The 18450-nt window shown below is 61.4% G+C and carries 15 protein-coding genes and 1 pseudogene; 13 read left to right on the top strand and 3 right to left on the bottom strand.

The window, feature by feature from the left end; translation table 11 throughout:
- Positions 1-18: 18 nt before the first annotated feature.
- From LN996_RS02330 to pdxS, 6 genes are all read left to right on the top strand, one after another.
- On the top strand, positions 19-363 hold the full coding sequence (locus LN996_RS02330; RefSeq protein WP_231338588.1) for a DUF6504 family protein: 345 nt from the start codon (positions 19-21) through the stop codon (positions 361-363).
- Positions 364-366: 3 nt separating this feature from the next.
- Positions 367-3867 carry a DNA polymerase III subunit alpha gene (locus LN996_RS02325; protein ID WP_231338587.1) on the top strand — a complete coding sequence of 1167 codons (3501 nt, stop codon included), beginning with the start codon at positions 367-369 and terminating at the stop codon, positions 3865-3867.
- Between the two features lie 131 nt (positions 3868-3998).
- Positions 3999-6008 (top strand): threonine--tRNA ligase, encoded by a 2010-nt coding sequence (thrS, locus tag LN996_RS02320; protein ID WP_231338586.1) that lies wholly within the window; start codon positions 3999-4001, stop codon positions 6006-6008.
- Positions 6009-6027: 19 nt separating this feature from the next.
- A complete protein-coding gene (locus tag LN996_RS02315) occupies positions 6028-6621 on the top strand; it encodes an HIT domain-containing protein (RefSeq protein WP_159703044.1) in 594 nt (197 codons plus the stop codon).
- Positions 6611-7240, top strand: a complete 630-nt coding sequence (gene pgsA / locus LN996_RS02310) for a phosphatidylinositol phosphate synthase (RefSeq protein WP_231338585.1) — start codon at positions 6611-6613, stop codon at positions 7238-7240. Before LN996_RS02315 ends, pgsA begins: the two co-directional genes overlap by 11 nt.
- 255 nt (positions 7241-7495) lie before the next feature.
- Entirely contained in the window at positions 7496-8452 is a 957-nt protein-coding gene (pdxS, locus tag LN996_RS02305; RefSeq protein WP_308102686.1) for a pyridoxal 5'-phosphate synthase lyase subunit PdxS, read from the top strand.
- Here pdxS and LN996_RS02300 read toward each other — a convergent pair.
- A pseudogene (locus LN996_RS02300) lies at positions 8364-9788 on the bottom strand (M3 family metallopeptidase); the annotation flags it as partial. The gene pdxS and the pseudogene LN996_RS02300 overlap by 89 nt on opposite strands.
- Positions 9789-10380: 592 nt before the next feature.
- Between LN996_RS02300 and LN996_RS02295 the strand changes: the two are divergent.
- A complete protein-coding gene (locus tag LN996_RS02295; protein ID WP_231338583.1) occupies positions 10381-11646 on the top strand; it encodes a CapA family protein in 1266 nt (421 codons plus the stop codon).
- 3 nt (positions 11647-11649) lie between these two features.
- On the opposite strand, the gene LN996_RS02290 is transcribed toward LN996_RS02295, so the two are convergent.
- Both LN996_RS02290 and LN996_RS02285 read right to left on the bottom strand, forming a co-directional pair.
- Entirely contained in the window at positions 11650-12408 is a 759-nt protein-coding gene (locus tag LN996_RS02290; RefSeq protein ID WP_231338582.1) for a type 1 glutamine amidotransferase, read from the bottom strand.
- A complete protein-coding gene (locus LN996_RS02285; protein WP_231338581.1) occupies positions 12405-13736 on the bottom strand; it encodes a Mur ligase family protein in 1332 nt (443 codons plus the stop codon). The genes LN996_RS02290 and LN996_RS02285 overlap by 4 nt, the downstream gene beginning before the upstream one ends.
- 102 nt (positions 13737-13838) lie before the next feature.
- Here LN996_RS02285 and pdxT point away from each other — a divergent pair, with 102 nt between their 5' ends.
- From pdxT to yajC, 6 genes are all read left to right on the top strand, one after another.
- The gene (gene pdxT / locus LN996_RS02280) at positions 13839-14540 is read left to right on the top strand and encodes a pyridoxal 5'-phosphate synthase glutaminase subunit PdxT (protein ID WP_231338580.1); all 702 of its coding nucleotides are present in this window, start codon (positions 13839-13841) and stop codon (positions 14538-14540) included.
- Between the two features lie 3 nt (positions 14541-14543).
- Positions 14544-15299, top strand: coding sequence for a YebC/PmpR family DNA-binding transcriptional regulator (locus tag LN996_RS02275; protein ID WP_159699151.1), 756 nt, complete (start codon positions 14544-14546; stop codon positions 15297-15299).
- Positions 15300-15344: 45 nt separating this feature from the next.
- The gene (gene ruvC, locus LN996_RS02270; RefSeq protein ID WP_231338579.1) at positions 15345-15923 is read left to right on the top strand and encodes a crossover junction endodeoxyribonuclease RuvC; all 579 of its coding nucleotides are present in this window, start codon (positions 15345-15347) and stop codon (positions 15921-15923) included.
- Positions 15924-16019: 96 nt separating this feature from the next.
- Complete coding sequence (gene ruvA / locus LN996_RS02265) at positions 16020-16664, top strand: Holliday junction branch migration protein RuvA (protein WP_231338578.1); 645 nt, start codon at positions 16020-16022, stop codon at positions 16662-16664.
- Positions 16657-17733 carry a Holliday junction branch migration DNA helicase RuvB gene (gene ruvB / locus LN996_RS02260; protein ID WP_231338577.1) on the top strand — a complete coding sequence of 359 codons (1077 nt, stop codon included), beginning with the start codon at positions 16657-16659 and terminating at the stop codon, positions 17731-17733. The genes ruvA and ruvB overlap by 8 nt, the downstream gene beginning before the upstream one ends.
- Positions 17734-17878: 145 nt before the next feature.
- Complete coding sequence (gene yajC, locus LN996_RS02255) at positions 17879-18262, top strand: preprotein translocase subunit YajC (RefSeq protein WP_231338576.1); 384 nt, start codon at positions 17879-17881, stop codon at positions 18260-18262.
- The last annotated feature ends 188 nt before the right edge of the window (positions 18263-18450 follow it).

The following is an 18450-nucleotide window of genomic DNA, read 5'->3' as shown; positions in this document are numbered from 1 at the left end:
CGCAAACGAGGTGTGGAAATGGGGCTGTTCAGTGAGTCCGTCGGCGTCATCTGCGCGGAAACGGGCCAGCCCCAGGAAGTCCAATGGAAAGGGGCACGGTACACGGTCTCCAACGAACCGGTCCGATGGTTTGAAAGACGCCAATGGTGGCTGGAAGAAAGCCGCGCACCCCTGGGCAGCGGTGCCGGACTGGTAGACCACGAGATCTGGCGTGTTCAGCTTCAGCAACTGCAGGAAGGAACACCAGCCGCCGACACCATCACACTTGACCTGGTCCGTCACGTTGGCAGCGGACGCTGGAGGGTCCTTCGCATCCATGACGCAGCACCGGCACAGGCCGTAGAGCCAGACGAAGCAGCGTGACCCTTGAGCTTCACCCACCTGCACGTCTCCACAGCCTTCAGTGCACACTACGGCGTCTCCTGGCCGGATGAACTGGCCCAAGCAGCCGCAGCAGACGGCGCAACCGCGCTCGCCTGCACAGACCGGGACGGACTCTACGGCACCGTCAAGCACCTCAAAGCATGCATGGATGCAGGCATCGACCCCATCGTGGGGGTGGACCTGGCTGTATTCGACGACGACGGCGACCAACGCACCCAAGTGGCGGGCCGCGTCGTCGTCCTCGCCCACGGCAACAACAACGGCGCCGGATACAGGGCTCTTTGCCGCCTCATATCCGACGCCCACGCACGCACCTCAGGTAAAGCCGGCGGAGCAATCCCCGTCGCAGTCACCAGAGGTGAACTCGCTTCACGAACACTGGACCCCAAAACCCTCAAACAGGTTCTAACAGTCCTGATCGGCCCCAACTCAGATGTAGGCAGGGCCATGGGTGGACGCAAGTACTTGCGTCCAAGGACCCTCTTCAAGCAATGGATCGACGCCATGCCGCCCGGGACCATCGTCACCGAAACCGTCTCCCACCTCAGCGCACCTGGCGAACCGCTCAGTACGGCACATGCCGTGCGGATGCTCAAACTCGCCCTCGAGCACAACGTCCCCGCCATCCTCACCAACGCCGTGCGCTTTTGCGCCCAGGACGGCGCCGCCACCGCAGACGTCCTTGACTCTGCACGCACCCTCAAATCCCTCCCTGAACTCTCAACGGAACCCCTGCTGCAACCAACAGGGCAGGGCTGGCTGAAAACACCCCAGCAAATGCTCCAACTCGGAAAAGAAATCATGACCGCGGCAGGCCAGGGAAGAGCCGACCTCCACAAACTGCTCGCCAACACGGAGGCGCTCGCAGACAAATGCCGCATAGACCCCGTCCTGGACATGGGGTGGAAGAAACCAGTGGTTCCAGAGTCCACCATTATCGGCATTGACTGCGACCCCATGGTCGAACTGACGCAACGTTGCAAGGCAGGAATCACCAGAAGATTCCCAGGCATCAAGGGAGAAGCCGAAAAGCAGTTGCGCTCGCGGTTGGACCATGAGCTCGGAATCATCGCCCGGTTGGGTTTTGCCTCATACTTCCTCACCGTGGCGGAGGTATCCCGGATGATCCTTGATATGGGCGTCAGGGTTGCCGCCAGGGGATCGGGCGCATCAAGCCTTGTGAACTACCTGATCGATATCAGCCAGGTGGATCCGATCCGCCACGACCTCATTTTTGAACGTTTCCTGTCAGGCCGCCGGTCAACGCTTCCCGACATCGACATCGATGTCGAAAGTGCTGAACGGCACAATGTTTATCGAAAGATATTTGAGCGTTTCGGATCCGAGCGCGTCACCCTCATGAGCATGCAGAACGGCTACAGGGCTCGAGGAGCTGTCCGGGACGCAGGACTGGCACTCGGGATGGACGACGGCGAGATAGGCGAGATCGCAAAGCAACTCTGGAGGTTCTCCGCCCGCAAATTCCGCGAAGCATTGGTGGAGAAGCCGGAGCTCCGTGATTTTGCCGGGCGGGTGGAACAAGGTGGGTTGGAGGAGAACCAGCAACTCGATCTCCTGGTGGACCTTACCGAAAGGCTGGACCGCCTTCCCCGGCACATCTCAATGCATCCATGCGGGGTGATTTTGGGCGATGCCACGCTGTTGGACCGGACTCCGGTTCAACCCAGCGGACTGGGACTGCCCATGAGTCAGTTCGATAAACACGACATGGACCCCATGGGAATGCTCAAGCTGGACGTCCTTGGCGTGAGGATGCAAAGTGCCATGGCCTTTGCCGTGCGTGAAGTCATTCGCCTTCACCCGTCCAAAGCAGAAGTTGTGGCCGCAGGTAAGCATCCTGTTGAGCCGGGCGGGACAGGGCCGGACTTCATCGCCGCAGACGGCAGGATCAACCTTAACGCCGTACCGTTCGACGACGAGCCCACCTATGAACTGATCCGCAGCACCCACACGCTCGGCTGTTTTCAGATCGAGTCCCCAGGCCAGCGTGAACTCATAGGAAAGATGGCTCCCAGGGAATTCAACGACCTCATTATCGATATCTCGCTGTTCCGGCCCGGCCCCATGAAATCGGACATGGTGCGGCCCTTCCTTGAGCACAGGCACGGATTTGCCCCGGAGGTCTACCCTCATCCGGATTTGAAACCCGTTTTGCAAGAGACCCATGGGGTCACTGTCTTCCATGAGCAGATCCTGAAGACCTTCCAGGTCATGACCGGCTGTGGACTGGCAAGGGCAGATGAATTCCGGCGGGCTTTGGGCGATGAAATCCATGAACCGGGGGTTGAGGCATTCTTCCGGCGGGAAGCGATCAAGAAGTACTCCCCGGAGGTAGTGGACAAAGTCTGGGGAACCTTGAAGGCCTTTGGCAGCTTCGGATTCTGCAAAGCCCACGGAGCCGCTTTTGCCGTGCCCACCTACCAATCTGCCTGGCTGAAAACCCATCATCCGGAGGCGTTCCTGGCAGGATTGTGGGAGCACGATCCTGGAATGTACCCCAAACGCCTTCTGGTCGCCGAAGCGCGTCGGCTGGGCATACCCATCCTTCCCCTGGACATCAACCGGAGCCATGCCGAATACCGGGTGGAGAAAATCCAGCAGGGCAATGATCAGGGCAAGCTTGGTATTCGTTTGAGCTTCACTGGAATCTATGGGTTATCGGGCGCTGAATTGAAGAGGATCGTGGCAGGACAGCCCTACGATTCCCTCGCAGACCTGAGGGCACGCGCAAGAGTCAGCAAGCCGAACATTAAGAGGCTTGCCCAACTTGGGGCTTTTGATGCCCTTCACAAGGACTCAGGTGGCAAGGCGAACCGGGCGGATCTTGTGCAGCACCTGCAGGCCCTCCAGAGCAGCCCCAGCAAAAAGACCACTGACGTTATCGATGGACAGCTGTCCTTTGCTCTTGGCGATGTTGAGTTGAGGAACCTGGCTGCAAAGCTTCCCGAGCCGTCCATGGTGGACAACGTCAGGGCGGAGCTGGACCTGATGGCCGTCGATGTCAGTGAGCACCTTATGGACAGTCACCGGCCCCTCCTGGACAAGCTGGGAGTCACCACTGCCGATAAACTCCTCGGGCTTCGGAATGGGACAGAAGTGCTGGTGGCAGGGGTGCGGGTAGCAACGCAAACTCCGCCTATGCGTGGTGGAAGGCGCGTGGTCTTCATCAGCATCGATGACGGCACTGGTTGCGTGGATTCGGTCTTTTTCCATGAAGCCCAGGAAGAATCCGGACCCTTGCTGTTTGGTACGCGCCTTCTGTTGATCCGTGGAACCACAAGGCGCACCGGTCCCAAGGGAATCAGCCTGAGCGCCACCAAAGCCTGGGACCTCGGCCAGCCTGAAACGTTGCCATACGCAGACCTTCGCCCTGCCGGAGGTGGCCTGCCTGATGAATACACGCACAGAGGGCCCCTGCACGGCATCTCCAGGAACCTTGCCATCACTGGCCTTGGAAGCTGATCCGGCCTCTGAATCCGGCGTCGGCGCGCTGCTTTGGCCGCCCCAGCCGAAGCAGATACGATTGACGGTGGCTGGCTGTGGTCCCCGTACGCCACAAGCTATGAAGCCTTAACTATGAATAGGAGACACCCGTGTCAGATGCCCAACAGATCACCCTCATCGTCGATGGCGAAGAGACCAAGGTGACGGAAGGGACTACCGGCGCGGAACTCTTCTTCGAGCGCCGCGACGTCGTTGTAGCCCGAGTCAATGGTGTGCTGACGGACCTTGACCAGGTTCTCGCCGAAGGCGCAAGCGTCGAGGGCGTCACCATCGAATCACCCGACGGACTCAATGTGCTCCGCCACTCCACTGCCCACGTCATGGCCCAGGCAGTTCAGCAGTTGCGCCCCGATGCAAAGCTCGGCATTGGCCCTTACATCACTGACGGCTTCTACTTCGATTTCGATGTCGCTGAACCGTTCACCCCGGAAGACCTGCGCACGCTGGAAAAGATGATGCAAAAGATCATCAACCAGAACCAGAAGTTCGTACGCCGTGTGGTCAACGAGGATGAAGCCCGCGAGGCTATGGCCCACGAACCTTACAAGCTGGAACTGCTGGGCAAGAAGAATGACGCAAGCGACGCCGCTGAGGGCGTCAACGTCGAGGTCGGCGCCGGCGACATCACGATCTACGACAACGTGGACAGGAAGAGCGGCGAGAGTGTCTGGTGCGATCTTTGCCGCGGCCCGCACCTGCCCAACACCAAGATCATTTCCAATGCGTTCGCGTTGACTCGCTCCTCCGCCGCCTACTGGCTGGGTAACCAGAACAACCAGCAGCTGCAGCGTATTTACGGCACAGCCTGGCCTACCAAGGAAGCCCTCAAGGCCTACCAGGAACGCATCGCTGAAGCCGAGCGCCGCGACCACCGCAAGCTCGGCGTCGAACTTGACCTCTTCTCCTTCCCGGACGAGCTGGGCTCCGGCCTCCCGGTGTTCCACCCCAAGGGCGGCATCATCCGCAAGGCCATGGAGGACTACTCCCGCCAACGCCACGTGGATGCCGGCTACGAGTTCGTGTACACCCCCCACATCACCAAGGGACACCTCTACGAGGTTTCGGGGCACCTGGACTGGTACAAGGACGGCATGTTCCCGGCGATGCAGGTGGATGCCGAGTACAACGACGACGGCACCGTACGCAAGCCGGCCCAGGACTACTACCTGAAGCCGATGAACTGCCCCATGCATAACCTGATCTTCCGCTCCCGCGGCCGGTCATACCGCGAACTTCCGCTGCGCCTCTTCGAATTCGGTTCGGTGTACCGCTATGAGAAGTCCGGCGTTGTGCACGGCCTGACACGCGTCCGTGGCATGACACAGGACGATGCCCACATCTACTGCACCCGCGAGCAGATGAAGGAAGAGCTCACCACCACGCTGAACTTCGTCCTGGGCCTCCTCAAGGACTACGGCCTGGATGACTTCTACCTGGAGCTCTCCACCAAGAACGAAGAAAAATTCGTTGGCGACGACGCCGCCTGGGAGGAAGCTACCCGCACTTTGTCCGAGGTTGCCGCTGCTTCGGGCCTGGAGCTGGTGCCGGATCCGGGTGGAGCTGCCTTCTACGGTCCCAAGATCTCGGTCCAGGCGAAAGACGCCCTGGGCAGGACCTGGCAGATGTCCACCATCCAGTTGGACTTCAACCTTCCGGAACGATTCGAACTGGAGTATCAGGCAGCGGATGGCACGCGCCAGCGCCCGGTAATGATCCACCGGGCCCTCTTCGGATCCGTTGAACGCTTCATGGGTGTCCTGACCGAGCACTACGCCGGGGCGTTCCCCGCATGGCTCTCACCAGTGCAGGTAGTTGGCATCCCTGTGGCCGAGACATTCAACGACTACATGTTCGACGTCGTGGGCCAGCTCAAGGCGGCGGGCATCCGTGCCGAAGTGGACATCTCGTCGGACCGCTTCCCCAAGAAGATCCGCACTGCAAGCAAGGACAAAATCCCCTTCGTTCTGATTGCCGGCGGTGAGGATGCTGAGGCCGGCGCGGTCTCGTTCCGCTTCCGCGATGGCAGCCAGGACAACGGCGTGCCGGTGGCCGAGGCCGTCCGCAGGATTGTGGACGCCGTCAAGAACCGCGAGAGCTGACGGAACGGACACAAAGACGGTGCAGGAGAACACAGGCGCGGCAGCTGACCTACCAGGTGACGCCGACGTAACCGATGACTTCGGATTGGCGGGCGTACCGGACGCGTTTCAGCGCCTGTGGACTCCGCACCGCATGGCCTACATCAAGGGCGGGCAGGATCAATTCAAGAACAAGGATGACTGCCCGTTCTGTGTAGGGCCCACGCGCTCCGACGAGGAATCCTTGATCGTCTACCGGGGGAGGACCTGCTACGTGGTCCTCAACCTTTTCCCATACAACCCGGGGCACTTGTTGATCTGTCCCTATCGCCATGTGCCTGACTACACGGACATCACGGTGGAGGAGACGGCCGAGTTCGCCGAACTAACGCAGACCGCCATGCGGGTGCTCCGGAAGGTTTCGAATCCCAGTGGCTTCAACCTGGGCATGAACCAGGGTGTCACCGGCGGCGCGGGCATTGCTGCGCATCTTCATCAACATGTGGTTCCGCGCTGGGGCGGGGACGGAAACTTCTTCCCGATCATCGCCCAGACCAAGGCCATCACCCAAACACTTGACGAGGTGCGCAAGCTAGTGGCCGAAGCCTGGCCGGGGGAGTCGAATGCTCAATAGGCATGCGCGCGGCTTCTTCACTTCACTATTCACCCCCCTTGCGCGCTGGCTCCTCAAGATCGGCGTGTCTCCTGACGCTGTGACCATGGCAGGTACGGCCGGCGTTATCCTGGGCGGCCTTGTGCTCTATCCGCTGGGCCAGCTGTGGTGGGGTTCGGTCGTCGTGGCTTTCTTCGCGTTCTCGGATGTGGTGGACGGCATCATGGCGCGTCTCCAGGGCAGAAGCGGTGGCTGGGGCAATTTCCTGGATTCCACCCTGGACCGTTTGGCAGATGGGGCAATCTTTGCCGGCCTCGCCATCTGGTTCTTCACCCACGGCGGGGATTCAGCGATCGGTACTGCCGCCGTCGTCTGCCTTGTCCTTGGAATGGTTGTCTCCTATGCCAGGGCCAAAGCAGAGTCCCTGGGGTACCAAGCGAGCGTGGGGATCGCCGAGCGTGCCGAGCGTTTGGCATCGGTGCTGCTCATAGCAGGGCTGACGGGGTTGGGACTTCCGCCCGTTGTGTTGTTCGGGACCTTGATCCTGCTGGCACTGGCCAGCGTCGTGACCATCATTCAGCGGATGGCTACTGTGCGCCGGCAGGCCATGGCCGAGGCTGATGGACCGCCAGCTGGCTGAAGGCCTACGCCGCCACCCTTCCCATGGGAACTGGCATCCGACCAGATTCCGTCCCCGGCGGTTGTGCAGCTGTCCTATCACAGCCCCCTTTGTTGCCCGTGAAGGCAGTAATGAATGTACTGCCACCACGCAACGTGCGACTACTATTACTAGTACTTGGTCACCTTGACCTGAAACCCGGTGTGCGCTGATTGCGGTCGTGTGGCTGCGCGTGCCTCCGGCAAGAAGGTCGTTTATCTACCCATAGGGGTTTTTGTGTCTACACCAGATGTAAGCAACGAAGCCGGTTCGTCCGCGAACAGCGTCACGGGCAGCAGCCGCGTTAAGCGGGGCATGGCGGAGATGCTCAAGGGCGGCGTCATCATGGACGTCGTTAACGTCGAGCAGGCCCGCATCGCCGAAGACGCCGGTGCCGTCGCCGTCATGGCGCTCGAGCGTGTCCCTGCCGATATCCGCGCCCAGGGTGGCGTGTCCCGCATGTCCGATCCTGACATGATCGATGCGATCATCGCTGCCGTGTCCATCCCGGTCATGGCCAAGGCCCGCATCGGCCACTTCGTCGAAGCCCAGGTCCTGCAGTCCCTCGGTGTTGACTACATTGACGAGTCCGAGGTCCTGACTCCGGCCGATTACATCAACCACATCGACAAGTGGAACTTCACCGTTCCCTTCGTCTGTGGCGCCACCAACCTCGGTGAGGCCCTGCGCCGCATCAACGAGGGCGCGGCGATGATCCGTTCCAAGGGCGAAGCCGGTACCGGTGATGTTTCCAACGCCACCGGGCACATGCGTAAGATCCGTTCGGAGATCGCCAAGCTCGCCGCCCTTCCCGAGGATGAGCTGTACGTCGCGGCCAAGGAACTGCAGGCCCCGTACGAGCTGGTCAAGGAAGTCGCCGCCACCGGCAAGCTTCCCGTGGTGTTGTTCACCGCCGGTGGCATCGCTACCCCGGCTGATGCTGCGATGATGATGCAGCTTGGCGCTGACGGAGTGTTCGTTGGTTCGGGGATCTTCAAGTCCGGCAACCCGGCAGAGCGTGCCGCCGCCGTCGTTTTTATTCCAGTCCGCGGCGTTTCAGGAGGGGTTCCAGCTCTGCGTCGCGGCCACGGAATGCCCGGAATGAAACCAGCGGGTCCCGGCTGTTACCCCGTGATAGCAACTCTGAGCGAAAGTGATCGCCGTTCGCCCTTGTCAGGCCGCCGTTTTCCTTAAACCATTCCACGGTGTCTGCATCCAGTACCTCGCTCCAGATGTACGAGTAATAGCCCGCCGCGTAGCCTGCGCCGGCAAAGATGTGCTGGAAGTAGCCGGTTCTGTACCGGGGTGGAATCAGGGGGTGTGCGATGCCGGCGTCGGCAAGGGCTTTGGCTTCGAAGGCGAGGACATCGTCCGGGACGCCTGTTTCCGGGAGGACATGCCACGCGAGGTCCAGGAGCGCAGCTCCAAGGTACTCGGTGGTCGCGAATCCTTCGCCCCACAGCAGTGAGTCATTGAGCTTGTCCACGGTGGACTGGGGGAGGACTTCGCCCGTGGAGTAGTGGCGGGCATACTTGGCCAGGACCTCGGGCCACATGATCCACATCTCGTTGATCTGCGACGGATACTCCACAAAGTCCCGGGGAACGGATGTTCCAGAGAAGCGCGGGTACGTGACATCCGAGAACAGGCCATGCAGTGCGTGCCCAAATTCGTGGAAGACGGTCCGGACCTCATCCAGGGACAGCAGCGCCGGCTCGCCGGGGGCAGGTTTGGTGATGTTGAGGTTATTGATCACCACGGACTTTGTGCCCAGCAGCCGGGATTGCTCCACGAGGGAGTTCATCCAGGCTCCTCCGCGCTTGGACTCCCGCGTGTAGTAGTCGCCGAGGAACAGGCCAAGTCCGCTGCCGTCCCGGTCGCGGATCTCCCACACGCGTACGTCAGGGTGGTAGCCCACAAGGTCGGCTCGTTCGTGGAACGTGATGCCGTAAAGCTCCGTGGCCGCATGGAATATGCCGTCGGTGAGAACGGTCTCGAGGCTGAAGTAGGGGCGCAGCGCCTGCTCGTCCACCTCGAACTTGTCTTTGCGGACCCGGGCCGAATAGTAGGCCCAATCCCACGGTTCCAGATCATGCCCCGCTGATTCCGCCAGGGCGTCGGCCTCTGCCTGGGCGTTGCGGATGGCCGCAGCTGACATCCGGTGCAGCATCGCCTGGACGTCGCCGAAGCCAGGTGCTGTCTGCTGGTCCACCACCAGTTCGGCAAAGTTCGTAAATCCCAGGAGCGAAGCCTTCTCCGCGCGCAGCTGGACCGTTGCTGTAACGAGGTCCCGCACATCCAAGTCCCCGCCATCGATTCCGCGCGCCAGGGACGCTTCATGCAGACGACGGCGGATGGACCGGTTCTCCAACGATGCCAGGGCTGGCTGGTTGCTGGGTTGAATCAGCGTCAGCAAGTACTTCCCGTCATGTCCGGCGGCCTTCGCGGCTTCGGCTGCGCCGGCGATGTCCTCGGCCGGCAGGCCAGCGAGGTCTCCAGCGTCATCGAGCACCAGCGCCGCGGACTTCATGGCCTCCTTGACACGCTGGCCGAATTCGGTGCCCAACCGTGAGAGTTCCGCGTTGACTTCGCGCAGCCGTGACTGGCCCGCATCGTCAAGCTGGATGCCGGACTGCCGGAACTCCTTGAGGTACTCCTCGACCAAACGCGCAGACTCGGCGTCGAGATCTCCGGTGTCGATGGCGGCGAACCGTTCGTAGAGTTCCCGGTTCATGTACACGGCATCCTGATGCGCCGAGAACCTGGGTGATAGCTCCGTCTCAAGCTCTCGGATGGCATCGGAGGCGTCTGCTGCGACCAGCGTGAAGAACGCTGCTGCCGCCCTGTTCAGGAGAAGTCCCGACCGTTCCATGGCCACGGCCGTGTTCTCGAAGGTCGCGGGTTCGGGGTTGCCGGTGATCAGCTGGATTTCCTGCAGGTGCCCGGCCAGCCCGGCGTCGACAGCCTCGGCATAATGCCCGGGGGTGATGCCGGCGAAGGGCGGCAGGCCGTACGGCAGGGTGCTGGGAGTCAAGAGGGGATTGGTCATGAAGTGACTCTTTCACGTAAGAATCGTGTCCTCAAGAGCGGCGCGCCCGGTTCGACCGGCCTTCCGCCCTAGGATGAAAACCATGGGCAAAATCACATCTACAGTGGCGTGGATCCGTCCTCCAAAGCCGGCAATCGTGCTGATGACTGCGGCTCTTGCCCTGTCTCTGGGTGCCTGCGGTGTCATTGCCGAAAACGAGGACCAGAACCGCAGTAATGCCGCATCGGCTCCAGCCCCGCAGACGCCGGCGCCGACGCGCACTCCCGCTCCGAACCCAACCCCCGGCAAAGGCCCTGCGTGCCCGGAACTGCGTTGCACCTCCATTACGGTGACGGGCGACATGCTGGTCCATACCCAGCTCTGGCAACAAGCGAAGGCCGACGCCGCTGCGGCGGGGTTGCCCGGCTACACCTTTGTCCCCCTCCTCGAAGGTCAACGGCGCTATATCCGCAACAGCGACCTCGCAATCTGCCATCAGGAGACACCGGTGGCCACGCCGGAAGGGCCTTTCTCGGCCTACCCGTCGTTCAACGTTCCACCGCAGATCATCACAGCCTCCAAGGATGTTGGCTACCAGGCGTGCACCACGGCGAGCAACCACACCATTGACCGTGGGACCGATGGTCTTCTGCGGACACTCGATGCACTCGACGCGGCCGGACTCAAGCACACGGGTTCCTACCGGACGGAGGCCGCGTCCAAGGAAATACTCATGCTTGAAACGGACGCCGCGAAGGTCGCAGTCATCATCGGGACCTACGGCCACAACGGACAAATTCCCGAGTACCCGTGGTTGGTCGATGAGCTTGATCCCGCAGCAATGATCGCAAAAGCGACGCAGGCCAAGGCGCTGGGGGCGGACATCGTGCTGGGAGTCATGCATGCCGGTGACGAGTACGCAAGCGAAGCAAATACGCAGCAGCAGGATGTTGCGCACGCGTTGGTGGACAGCGGCCAGTTCACCATGATCTACGGTCACCACACCCACTCTGTGCTGCCGATCGAGAATTACAAGGGAACGTGGATTGTGTACGGATTGGGAAACGGCATCACGGAATTGTCGCCTTGGTATGTGGTCAATAACGAAGGACTGCTGGTCAGGGCACAGTTCAGCCAGAACGCCGCAGGTGCCTGGACCGCATCGGACCTTGCATGGGCGCCTTCCGTGATCGTCCGGGATCCCTACCGGTGGTGCTCGGTGGCCAGCGATGCTCCACAGGGAGTCTGCGCAACGCCCGCCGCGGACGCTGCGACCCACCAGCGAACCAAAGCGGTGGTCGAGTCCATGGGCGCAGCAACTGCCGGCGCCCACGAACTGTTGATCACCAAGGAAAAGTAGGCCCTAGCGCGGCCGCCGGGCAGCGTGTTCGCGCGCGAGGCGGGCGTAGTCGTCGTCGGGCGCTCCCGGGACGAAGGTGCCGTACTTACGCTCGGCCGCTGTCCGGATGAGGAAATCGGCAATCGCCGGGTTCTTCGGCAGCAAGGAGCCGTGCAGGTAGCTGGCTACGACATTGTTGTAGCGTGCGCCCTCGTGTCCATCTTTGCTGTTGTTCCCTGCACCCTTGGTGACGGTTCCGAGAGGCTCGACGCCGGGACCCAGGGTGGTCTGCCCGCTGTGGTTTTCGTAGCCCATGATGTCTCCGAACTCGGTTGACTTCATGATCACGTTTCCGATGAGCCGCTCATCGGTCCCGTGGGTTTCGACGTCCAGGATGCCGATGCCGGGAATGACGGGTCCGGCGCTGGTCTTGAAGAACTTGCCAAAAAGCTGATAGAGACCGCAGATCACCAACATGGGTGCCCCGGCATCGGCAAGTTCCCGGAGGTGATCGGCCCGCGACTGGAGGTCATCCTGAATGACCACCTGTCCGCTGTCCTGTCCGCCTCCACCGACCACGATGTCGACGTCGTCGGGAAATTCGTCACCCACGTTGTATTCCAGCAGCTCCGGAGTGTAGCCGTGCCATTTGATGCGCTGCTTCAGGACAAGTGCATTGCCCCAGTCACCGTAAATGTTCATTTCCCGCGGGTAGAGCTGGAGGATACGAAGTCTTCCTTTGCTTTGCTCCGCCTCTGGGGTGGATTGTGCTTCCGAGGTCATGAGACCACCTCAACTATGGTGATTTTGGCGAGTTCGCGGCGAATGGCGAGCATGGAGGTGTAGGTACAGAAGATCCGCTTGGGCTTGCCGCGGGAGCCGTTGATGAAGAGGCGCAAGGCGGCGGTGATATCCGGTTCCACGGCGCCGAAGGGGACGTCGTCGTACTGCAGCCGCAGCGCCATGTCATAGGCGCGGACACCGGTGAGGACTTCCACGCCATCTGCCCGCAGAGACTCGAATTCGACGTCCCAGAGCCAGGACATGTCCCTGCCGTCCGCGTAGTTGTCGTTGATGGCGATCATCGTTGCGTAACCACCGGCGGGGAAGGACTTGAGCCCGAGTCTGAACCCGCTGGGGTTCTTCACGAGGACAAGTTCCAGGGGCTGTCCATCCACGGTAAGGCTTTCGCCACGACCGAACGCGGGAGCTACATCGGCCAGGGCCTTGACGAGCTTGGGAGTGTCAACAGGGCCGGTGCCAAGGACGGCGCGCGCCAGTGACAGGGCGGCAGCTGCATTGAAGATGTTGTAGACGCCACGCAGCTTCATTTCCGTGCTGACTGTCCGGCCGTCGAACTCAAAGTCAGCGTCTTGCGCCCCAACCCGGCGGAGTACGACGTCGGCCGCCGGTAAATCGACCACCTCACCAACCGCCGCGGCAACCGAAGTGCCCGATGGCGACGGGCCCGAGCCGGAAGTGCGCATGTCGTCGTCGTTGGGAAAGGTGCTCCGCAATGATTCATCGAGACCGAAATACCTGACATTGGGGTGGTGCAGCGCGTCAGCGGCCTGGAGGATGTTGGCGATGCGCGCAACACGTGGATCCTCGCGGTTCAGGACCACGGTGTCCGTTGTTTTGGACGCGATGTGCTCCAGCAACCGGGCGGTTTTGTCGATTTCGCCAAAGCGGTCCAACTGGTCGCGGAGGACATTCAGCAGGAGGCTGAAGCGGGGCTGGACCTTGTTGACGAAGTGCACCGCATGGGCTTCATCGAGTTCAAGAATGGCGATGTCGGCGTCAAGCCTTCCGCGCCAATCCACCTCACCGAGGAGTGAAGCGGCCACGCCGCGGGTGAAGTTGCTGCCGGTGCGGTTGGTGAAGACCCTCAGGCCCTGGCTTTCGAGGAGCTCCACCACCATCTTGGTGGTGGTGGTTTTGCCGTTGGTGCCACTGACTACGGCAACGCCGTGGGGAAGGGAGGCCAGCGTTCGCTGCATGAAGCCGGGGTCGATTTTCTCGACCACGAGGCCGGGAAAAGCTGATCCTCCACCCCGAAGCCGGGACAGTGTGCGGACCAGCTTGCCGAGGGGGACGCTGAAGGAAAGCATGCTCTGTAATATATCCCAGTCAGGGCATGGAACCCGGCCCGCGGGCCGTCCACGGAGGTCGCAGAAGACGTGGCGGCAGCTATGCCGCACTATGATGGATCAATGACCAACCCCCTTTCCGACGCTTCATCGCGCGTGGGTTCAGGACTCAGGATCGGCGTTCTGGCACTCCAAGGCGACTTCCGCGAGCACATCCACGCAGTGGAGGCCGCTGGAGCCACCGGCGTGGGCATCCGCCGGCCGTCCGAGCTGGAAGACATTGACGGCCTGATTATCCCCGGCGGCGAATCCACCACCATCGACAAACTGTCCCGGATTTTCGAACTTCGCGATCCGATCCGAAAGCGGATAGGGGACGGCCTTCCGGTCTACGGCTCCTGCGCTGGAATGATCCTGCTCGCCGAAGAAATTGCCGACCCCGCAAAGGATCTTGACGGTAATCCGCAGCAGACCTTCGGCGGCCTGGACATCACGGTTCGCCGGAACGCTTTTGGACGCCAGCGCGAATCCTTCGAAACGGATCTTGATTTCAAGGGCCTGGACTTCAGCGCCGGGGAGTCCGGCGTGGATCCCGTCCACGCTGTATTTATCCGTGGACCGTGGGTTGAACGGGTAGGACCGGACGTTGAAATCCTGGCGCAGGTTGATCCGGACCATGCCAGCCACACGGCTACTTTGCACGGAGTGGCTAGAATTGTTGCAGTGCGCTCCGGCCACCTGTTGGCCACCTCCTTCCATCCGGAAGTGACTGGGGAGAAGCGCGTGCATGAACTCTTTATTCGAATGATCAGAGGAGAAGCGTAAAGCATGTCAGGCCACTCCAAATGGGCGACCACCAAGCACAAGAAAGCCATCATCGATAGCCGGCGTGCAAAGTCGTTCGCAAAACTGATCAAGAACATCGAAGTTGCTGCCCGCATGGGTGGCCCGGATCTTGCCGGTAACCCGGGCTTGGAACTCGCTGTCACCAAGGCAAAGAAGACCTCGGTTCCCAATGACAACATCGACCGCGCCATCAAGCGTGGAGCGGGCCTCACCGGCGAGGTAGTCGACTACACCGAAATCATGTACGAAGCCCGCGGTCCGCAGGGTTCGGCCCTGCTGATCGAATGTCTGACCGATAATAAGAACCGGGCAGCTTCAGAGGTGCGCCTCGCCATTTCACGCAACGGCGGCACCATCGCCGATCCCGGTTCGGTCAGCTACCTGTTTGCCCGCAAGGGCGTCGTGGTTCTGCCGAAGAACGGCCTCAGCGAGGATGACATCCTGATGGCCGTCCTGGAAGCCGGAGCCGAAGAAGTCAAGGACAGTGGCGAGAACTGGGAGATCCATTCCGAGCCTTCCGACCTTCAAGCCATCCGTGACGCCCTCAAGGATGCCGGCATCGACTACGAAACCGATGAGGCCGAGTTCGTACCGTCCATGCAGGTTGAACTCGATGTTGACGGTGCCAAGAAGTTCATGAAGCTCGTCGATGCACTGGAAGACCTGGACGATGTCCAGAACGTCTACAGCAATGCGGACTTCAGCGAGGAAGTGCAGGCTGCCCTCGACGCCGAGTAGGCCGGGGCAGCACACAATTTTGATATCAAACAGGAAGGCCCGGACTTGACTCTTCGCGTATTGGGAGTCGATCCGGGCCTTACCCGTTGCGGCATTGGCGTGGTGGACATCGAACGGAACCGCCGCGCCACCATGGTGGCCGTGGGGGTTGTTGGAACCTCGGCGGACTTGACCTTGGACAAGCGCTTGCTGGTGATCGCCGAAGCCATCGATGAATGGCTCGACCGGCACGAGCCCGATGTCGTCGCCGTCGAACGTGTTTTCTCCCAGATGAACGTCAGTACCGTGATGGGTGTCGCCCAGGCCTCCGGCGTAGTGATTGCGGCGGCCGCCCGCCGGGGCATCCCGGTCGCGTTGCACACACCGTCCGAAGTCAAGGCCGCGGTGACCGGTAGCGGGACGGCCAACAAGGACGCCGTGACCAAGTTGGTGACCAAGATCCTGCGCTTGGATGCTCCACCCAAGCCTGCAGATGCCGCTGACGCCCTGGCCCTCGCCCTCACTCACGCGTGGCGTGCTGGCAGCGGAATGGGGGCGGCGGGTGGCGCTGTGGGTGCCGGTTCGCTGACTCCGGCGCAAAAGGCATGGGCCGAAGCCGAAGCAAAAGCGCGCCGTGGACGGTGATTGTGCGCCGTCCTTGCTAGGGTATTCGTAGATATGTTCGGATAGTCCGCATCGGGCCCTAACAGCTTTGGGCCGTATTAATTCAGGAGCCGGGTCTTGATTAGTTTTCTCCGTGGAACCGTAGCCCACGTGGGGTTGTCCACTGCCGTCATTGACCTCAACGGTGCGGGTATGAGCGTCTACGCCACGCCGCAGACCCTGAGCCACCTCAAAGTTGGAACCGAAGCCAAACTCTTCACTTCCATGATCGTCCGGGAAGATTCACTGACGTTGTTCGGGTTCTCGGACGACGACGAACGCGAAGTGTTCGATGTCCTGCTCAGCGTCAGCGGAGTGGGACCGAGGTTGGCGCTGGCCGTCCTGGCTGTGCACGAGCCCGAAGCAATCCGGGTGGCAGCGCACACCGGCGACGGCAAGGCATTCACCAAGGTACCGGGAATTGGCCCCAAAGTCGCCGGCCGGATTGTCCTGGAACTGGCGGGTAAGTTGGTCCCGCACGGGACAGGCACAACCTCGGCCCCTGAGGCCGCCATCAAGGCCGAATGGAAGCCGCAGGTAGTCGCTGCGATGACCAGCCTGGGCTGGTCCGAAAAAGATGCCACAGGAAGCATCGACAAAGCCATGGCCGATTCGCCGGAGCTGGTGGATGCAGGAAACGTGGCTCAAATCCTCCGCGCTACGCTGCGTTGGCTGGGCCAGGACGGCGCCCGCGCCGGCAACCGCGTAGGCAGCCGTGGCTGAGCAGTCTCTCGTCAGCGGGGGAGAGGAGCCGGAAGAGCGGGTTATTGAAGCCGCCCTCCGCCCTAAGAACCTGCACGATTTCGTTGGGCAGCACCGCGTCCGTAAACAACTGGCGCTCGTCCTTGAAGCGTCAAAAATGCGGGGACGCAGCGCCGACCATGTCTTGATGTCCGGTCCGCCCGGACTCGGCAAGACCACGCTGGCCATGATCATCGCCGCGGAAATGAACGCGCCGCTGCGCATCAGCAGCGGTCCGGCCATCCAACACGCCGGAGACCTCGCCGCCATCCTCTCTTCTTTGTCCGAAGGGGAGGTCCTGTTCCTCGACGAAATCCACAGGATGTCCCGTCCGGCCGAGGAAATGCTCTACATGGCCATGGAGGACTTCCGTGTGGACATCGTGGTGGGCAAGGGAGCAGGCGCTACCGCCATACCCCTTGAACTTCCGCCCTTCACGTTGGTAGGGGCAACTACCCGCGCCGGCCTCCTGCCAGGTCCCTTGCGCGACCGGTTCGGCTTTACCGGGCACCTCGAGTTCTACTCGGTTGCGGAGCTGGAACTGGTCCTTCGCCGTTCGGCCGGTCTTCTGGATTTGAAGGTGAACTCTGCAGGGTTTACGGAGATCGCCGGCCGGTCCCGTGGCACTCCCCGTATCGCGAACCGCCTCCTTCGCCGCGTCCGCGACTGGGCCCTGGTTCACGGCATCGAACAAATTGACGCCAGGTCGGCGTCGGCGGCTTTGGATATGTATGAAGTGGATGCCCGGGGATTGGACCGGTTGGACCGCTCCGTGCTTGAAGCCTTGATCACCAAGTTCAATGGTGGTCCTGTTGGCCTGTCCACTTTGGCCATTGCTGTAGGTGAGGAGCCGGAAACGGTGGAAACGGTGGCCGAGCCGTTCCTGGTGCGCGAGGGACTGCTGGGGCGCACGCCGCGGGGCCGCATCGCCATGGCATCGGCCTGGACGCATCTTGGTTATGCTGTGCCGGCCGGGGTGTTCGGACAGGAGGCCCTGGCTCTCTTCGGCGACGATGAAAACCACGCCGAAAGCGTAGATACCATCGGTTAACACGCCGTGTTCAGCTTTTCCCTCTAGACTGGTATGACGCTCGGCACGTTCGAGTCCTTGATCCATGCGTCCGCCTCGCGGATCCGCCAGGGACGTTGCCGTGGACCAAAACGTAAGTACAGAACGGAACTTCCCTGTGGATCCAATGACCATATTGCTGTTCGTCATGCTTGGACTCTTTGTCTTCATGATGTTCCGCCGCAACAAGAAGACCCAGCAGCAACAGGCTGAGATGCAGTCCAAGTTCGCTCCGGGCGTCAACGTCATGACCAGCTTCGGTCTTTTTGGCCGCATCGTCTCCATCGACGAGGCCGAGAACAAGGTCGTCATCGAACTTTCCCCGGGTAACGAAGCAACGGTTCACCGCCAGGCCGTCACCAAGGTAGTGGAAACGCCTGCCGAGGAAGCCCCGGTTGTCCCGGACGATGCTTCCTCCCTGACCGCCGCAGAGGCTGAAGCTTCTGCCGCAGTTGAGACCCCGGAAGAAACCATTGCGCGCCTCAACAAAGAGGACAAGAAGGACAACTAGGATCGTCAGTCGCGGCAACACCGCGCAAGGCAACTTCTACGGCATCGGAAAGCCCCCCCCCCCACCCACCCCACCCCCCCCCCCCCCCCCCCGGGGGGGGGGTCTTCCTTTTCGTGGCCTGATTAACGCGCCGTCCTCTTGCGGATCTTTACCAGTCCCTTGTTAATACGTGAGGCCCAGAATGGACC

Source organism: Arthrobacter sp. AK01 (genome assembly GCF_021109375.1).
Taxonomy (GTDB): domain Bacteria; phylum Actinomycetota; class Actinomycetes; order Actinomycetales; family Micrococcaceae; genus Arthrobacter.
This window is presented reverse-complemented; position numbering and strand designations above follow the sequence as displayed.

Coding starts and splice junctions, on each gene's coding strand:
- LN996_RS02330 (WP_231338588.1), top strand. CDS start 19: ATGGGGCTGTTCAGTGAGTCCGTCGGCGTCATCTGCGCGGAAACGGGC.
- pgsA (WP_231338585.1), top strand. CDS start 6,611: ATGCTCAATAGGCATGCGCGCGGCTTCTTCACTTCACTATTCACCCCC.
- LN996_RS02295 (WP_231338583.1), top strand. CDS start 10,381: ATGAAAACCATGGGCAAAATCACATCTACAGTGGCGTGGATCCGTCCT.
- LN996_RS02290 (WP_231338582.1), bottom strand. CDS start 12,408: ATGACCTCGGAAGCACAATCCACCCCAGAGGCGGAGCAAAGCAAAGGA.
- LN996_RS02285 (WP_231338581.1), bottom strand. CDS start 13,736: ATGCTTTCCTTCAGCGTCCCCCTCGGCAAGCTGGTCCGCACACTGTCC.
- pdxT (WP_231338580.1), top strand. CDS start 13,839: ATGACCAACCCCCTTTCCGACGCTTCATCGCGCGTGGGTTCAGGACTC.
- LN996_RS02275 (WP_159699151.1), top strand. CDS start 14,544: ATGTCAGGCCACTCCAAATGGGCGACCACCAAGCACAAGAAAGCCATC.
- yajC (WP_231338576.1), top strand. CDS start 17,879: ATGACCATATTGCTGTTCGTCATGCTTGGACTCTTTGTCTTCATGATG.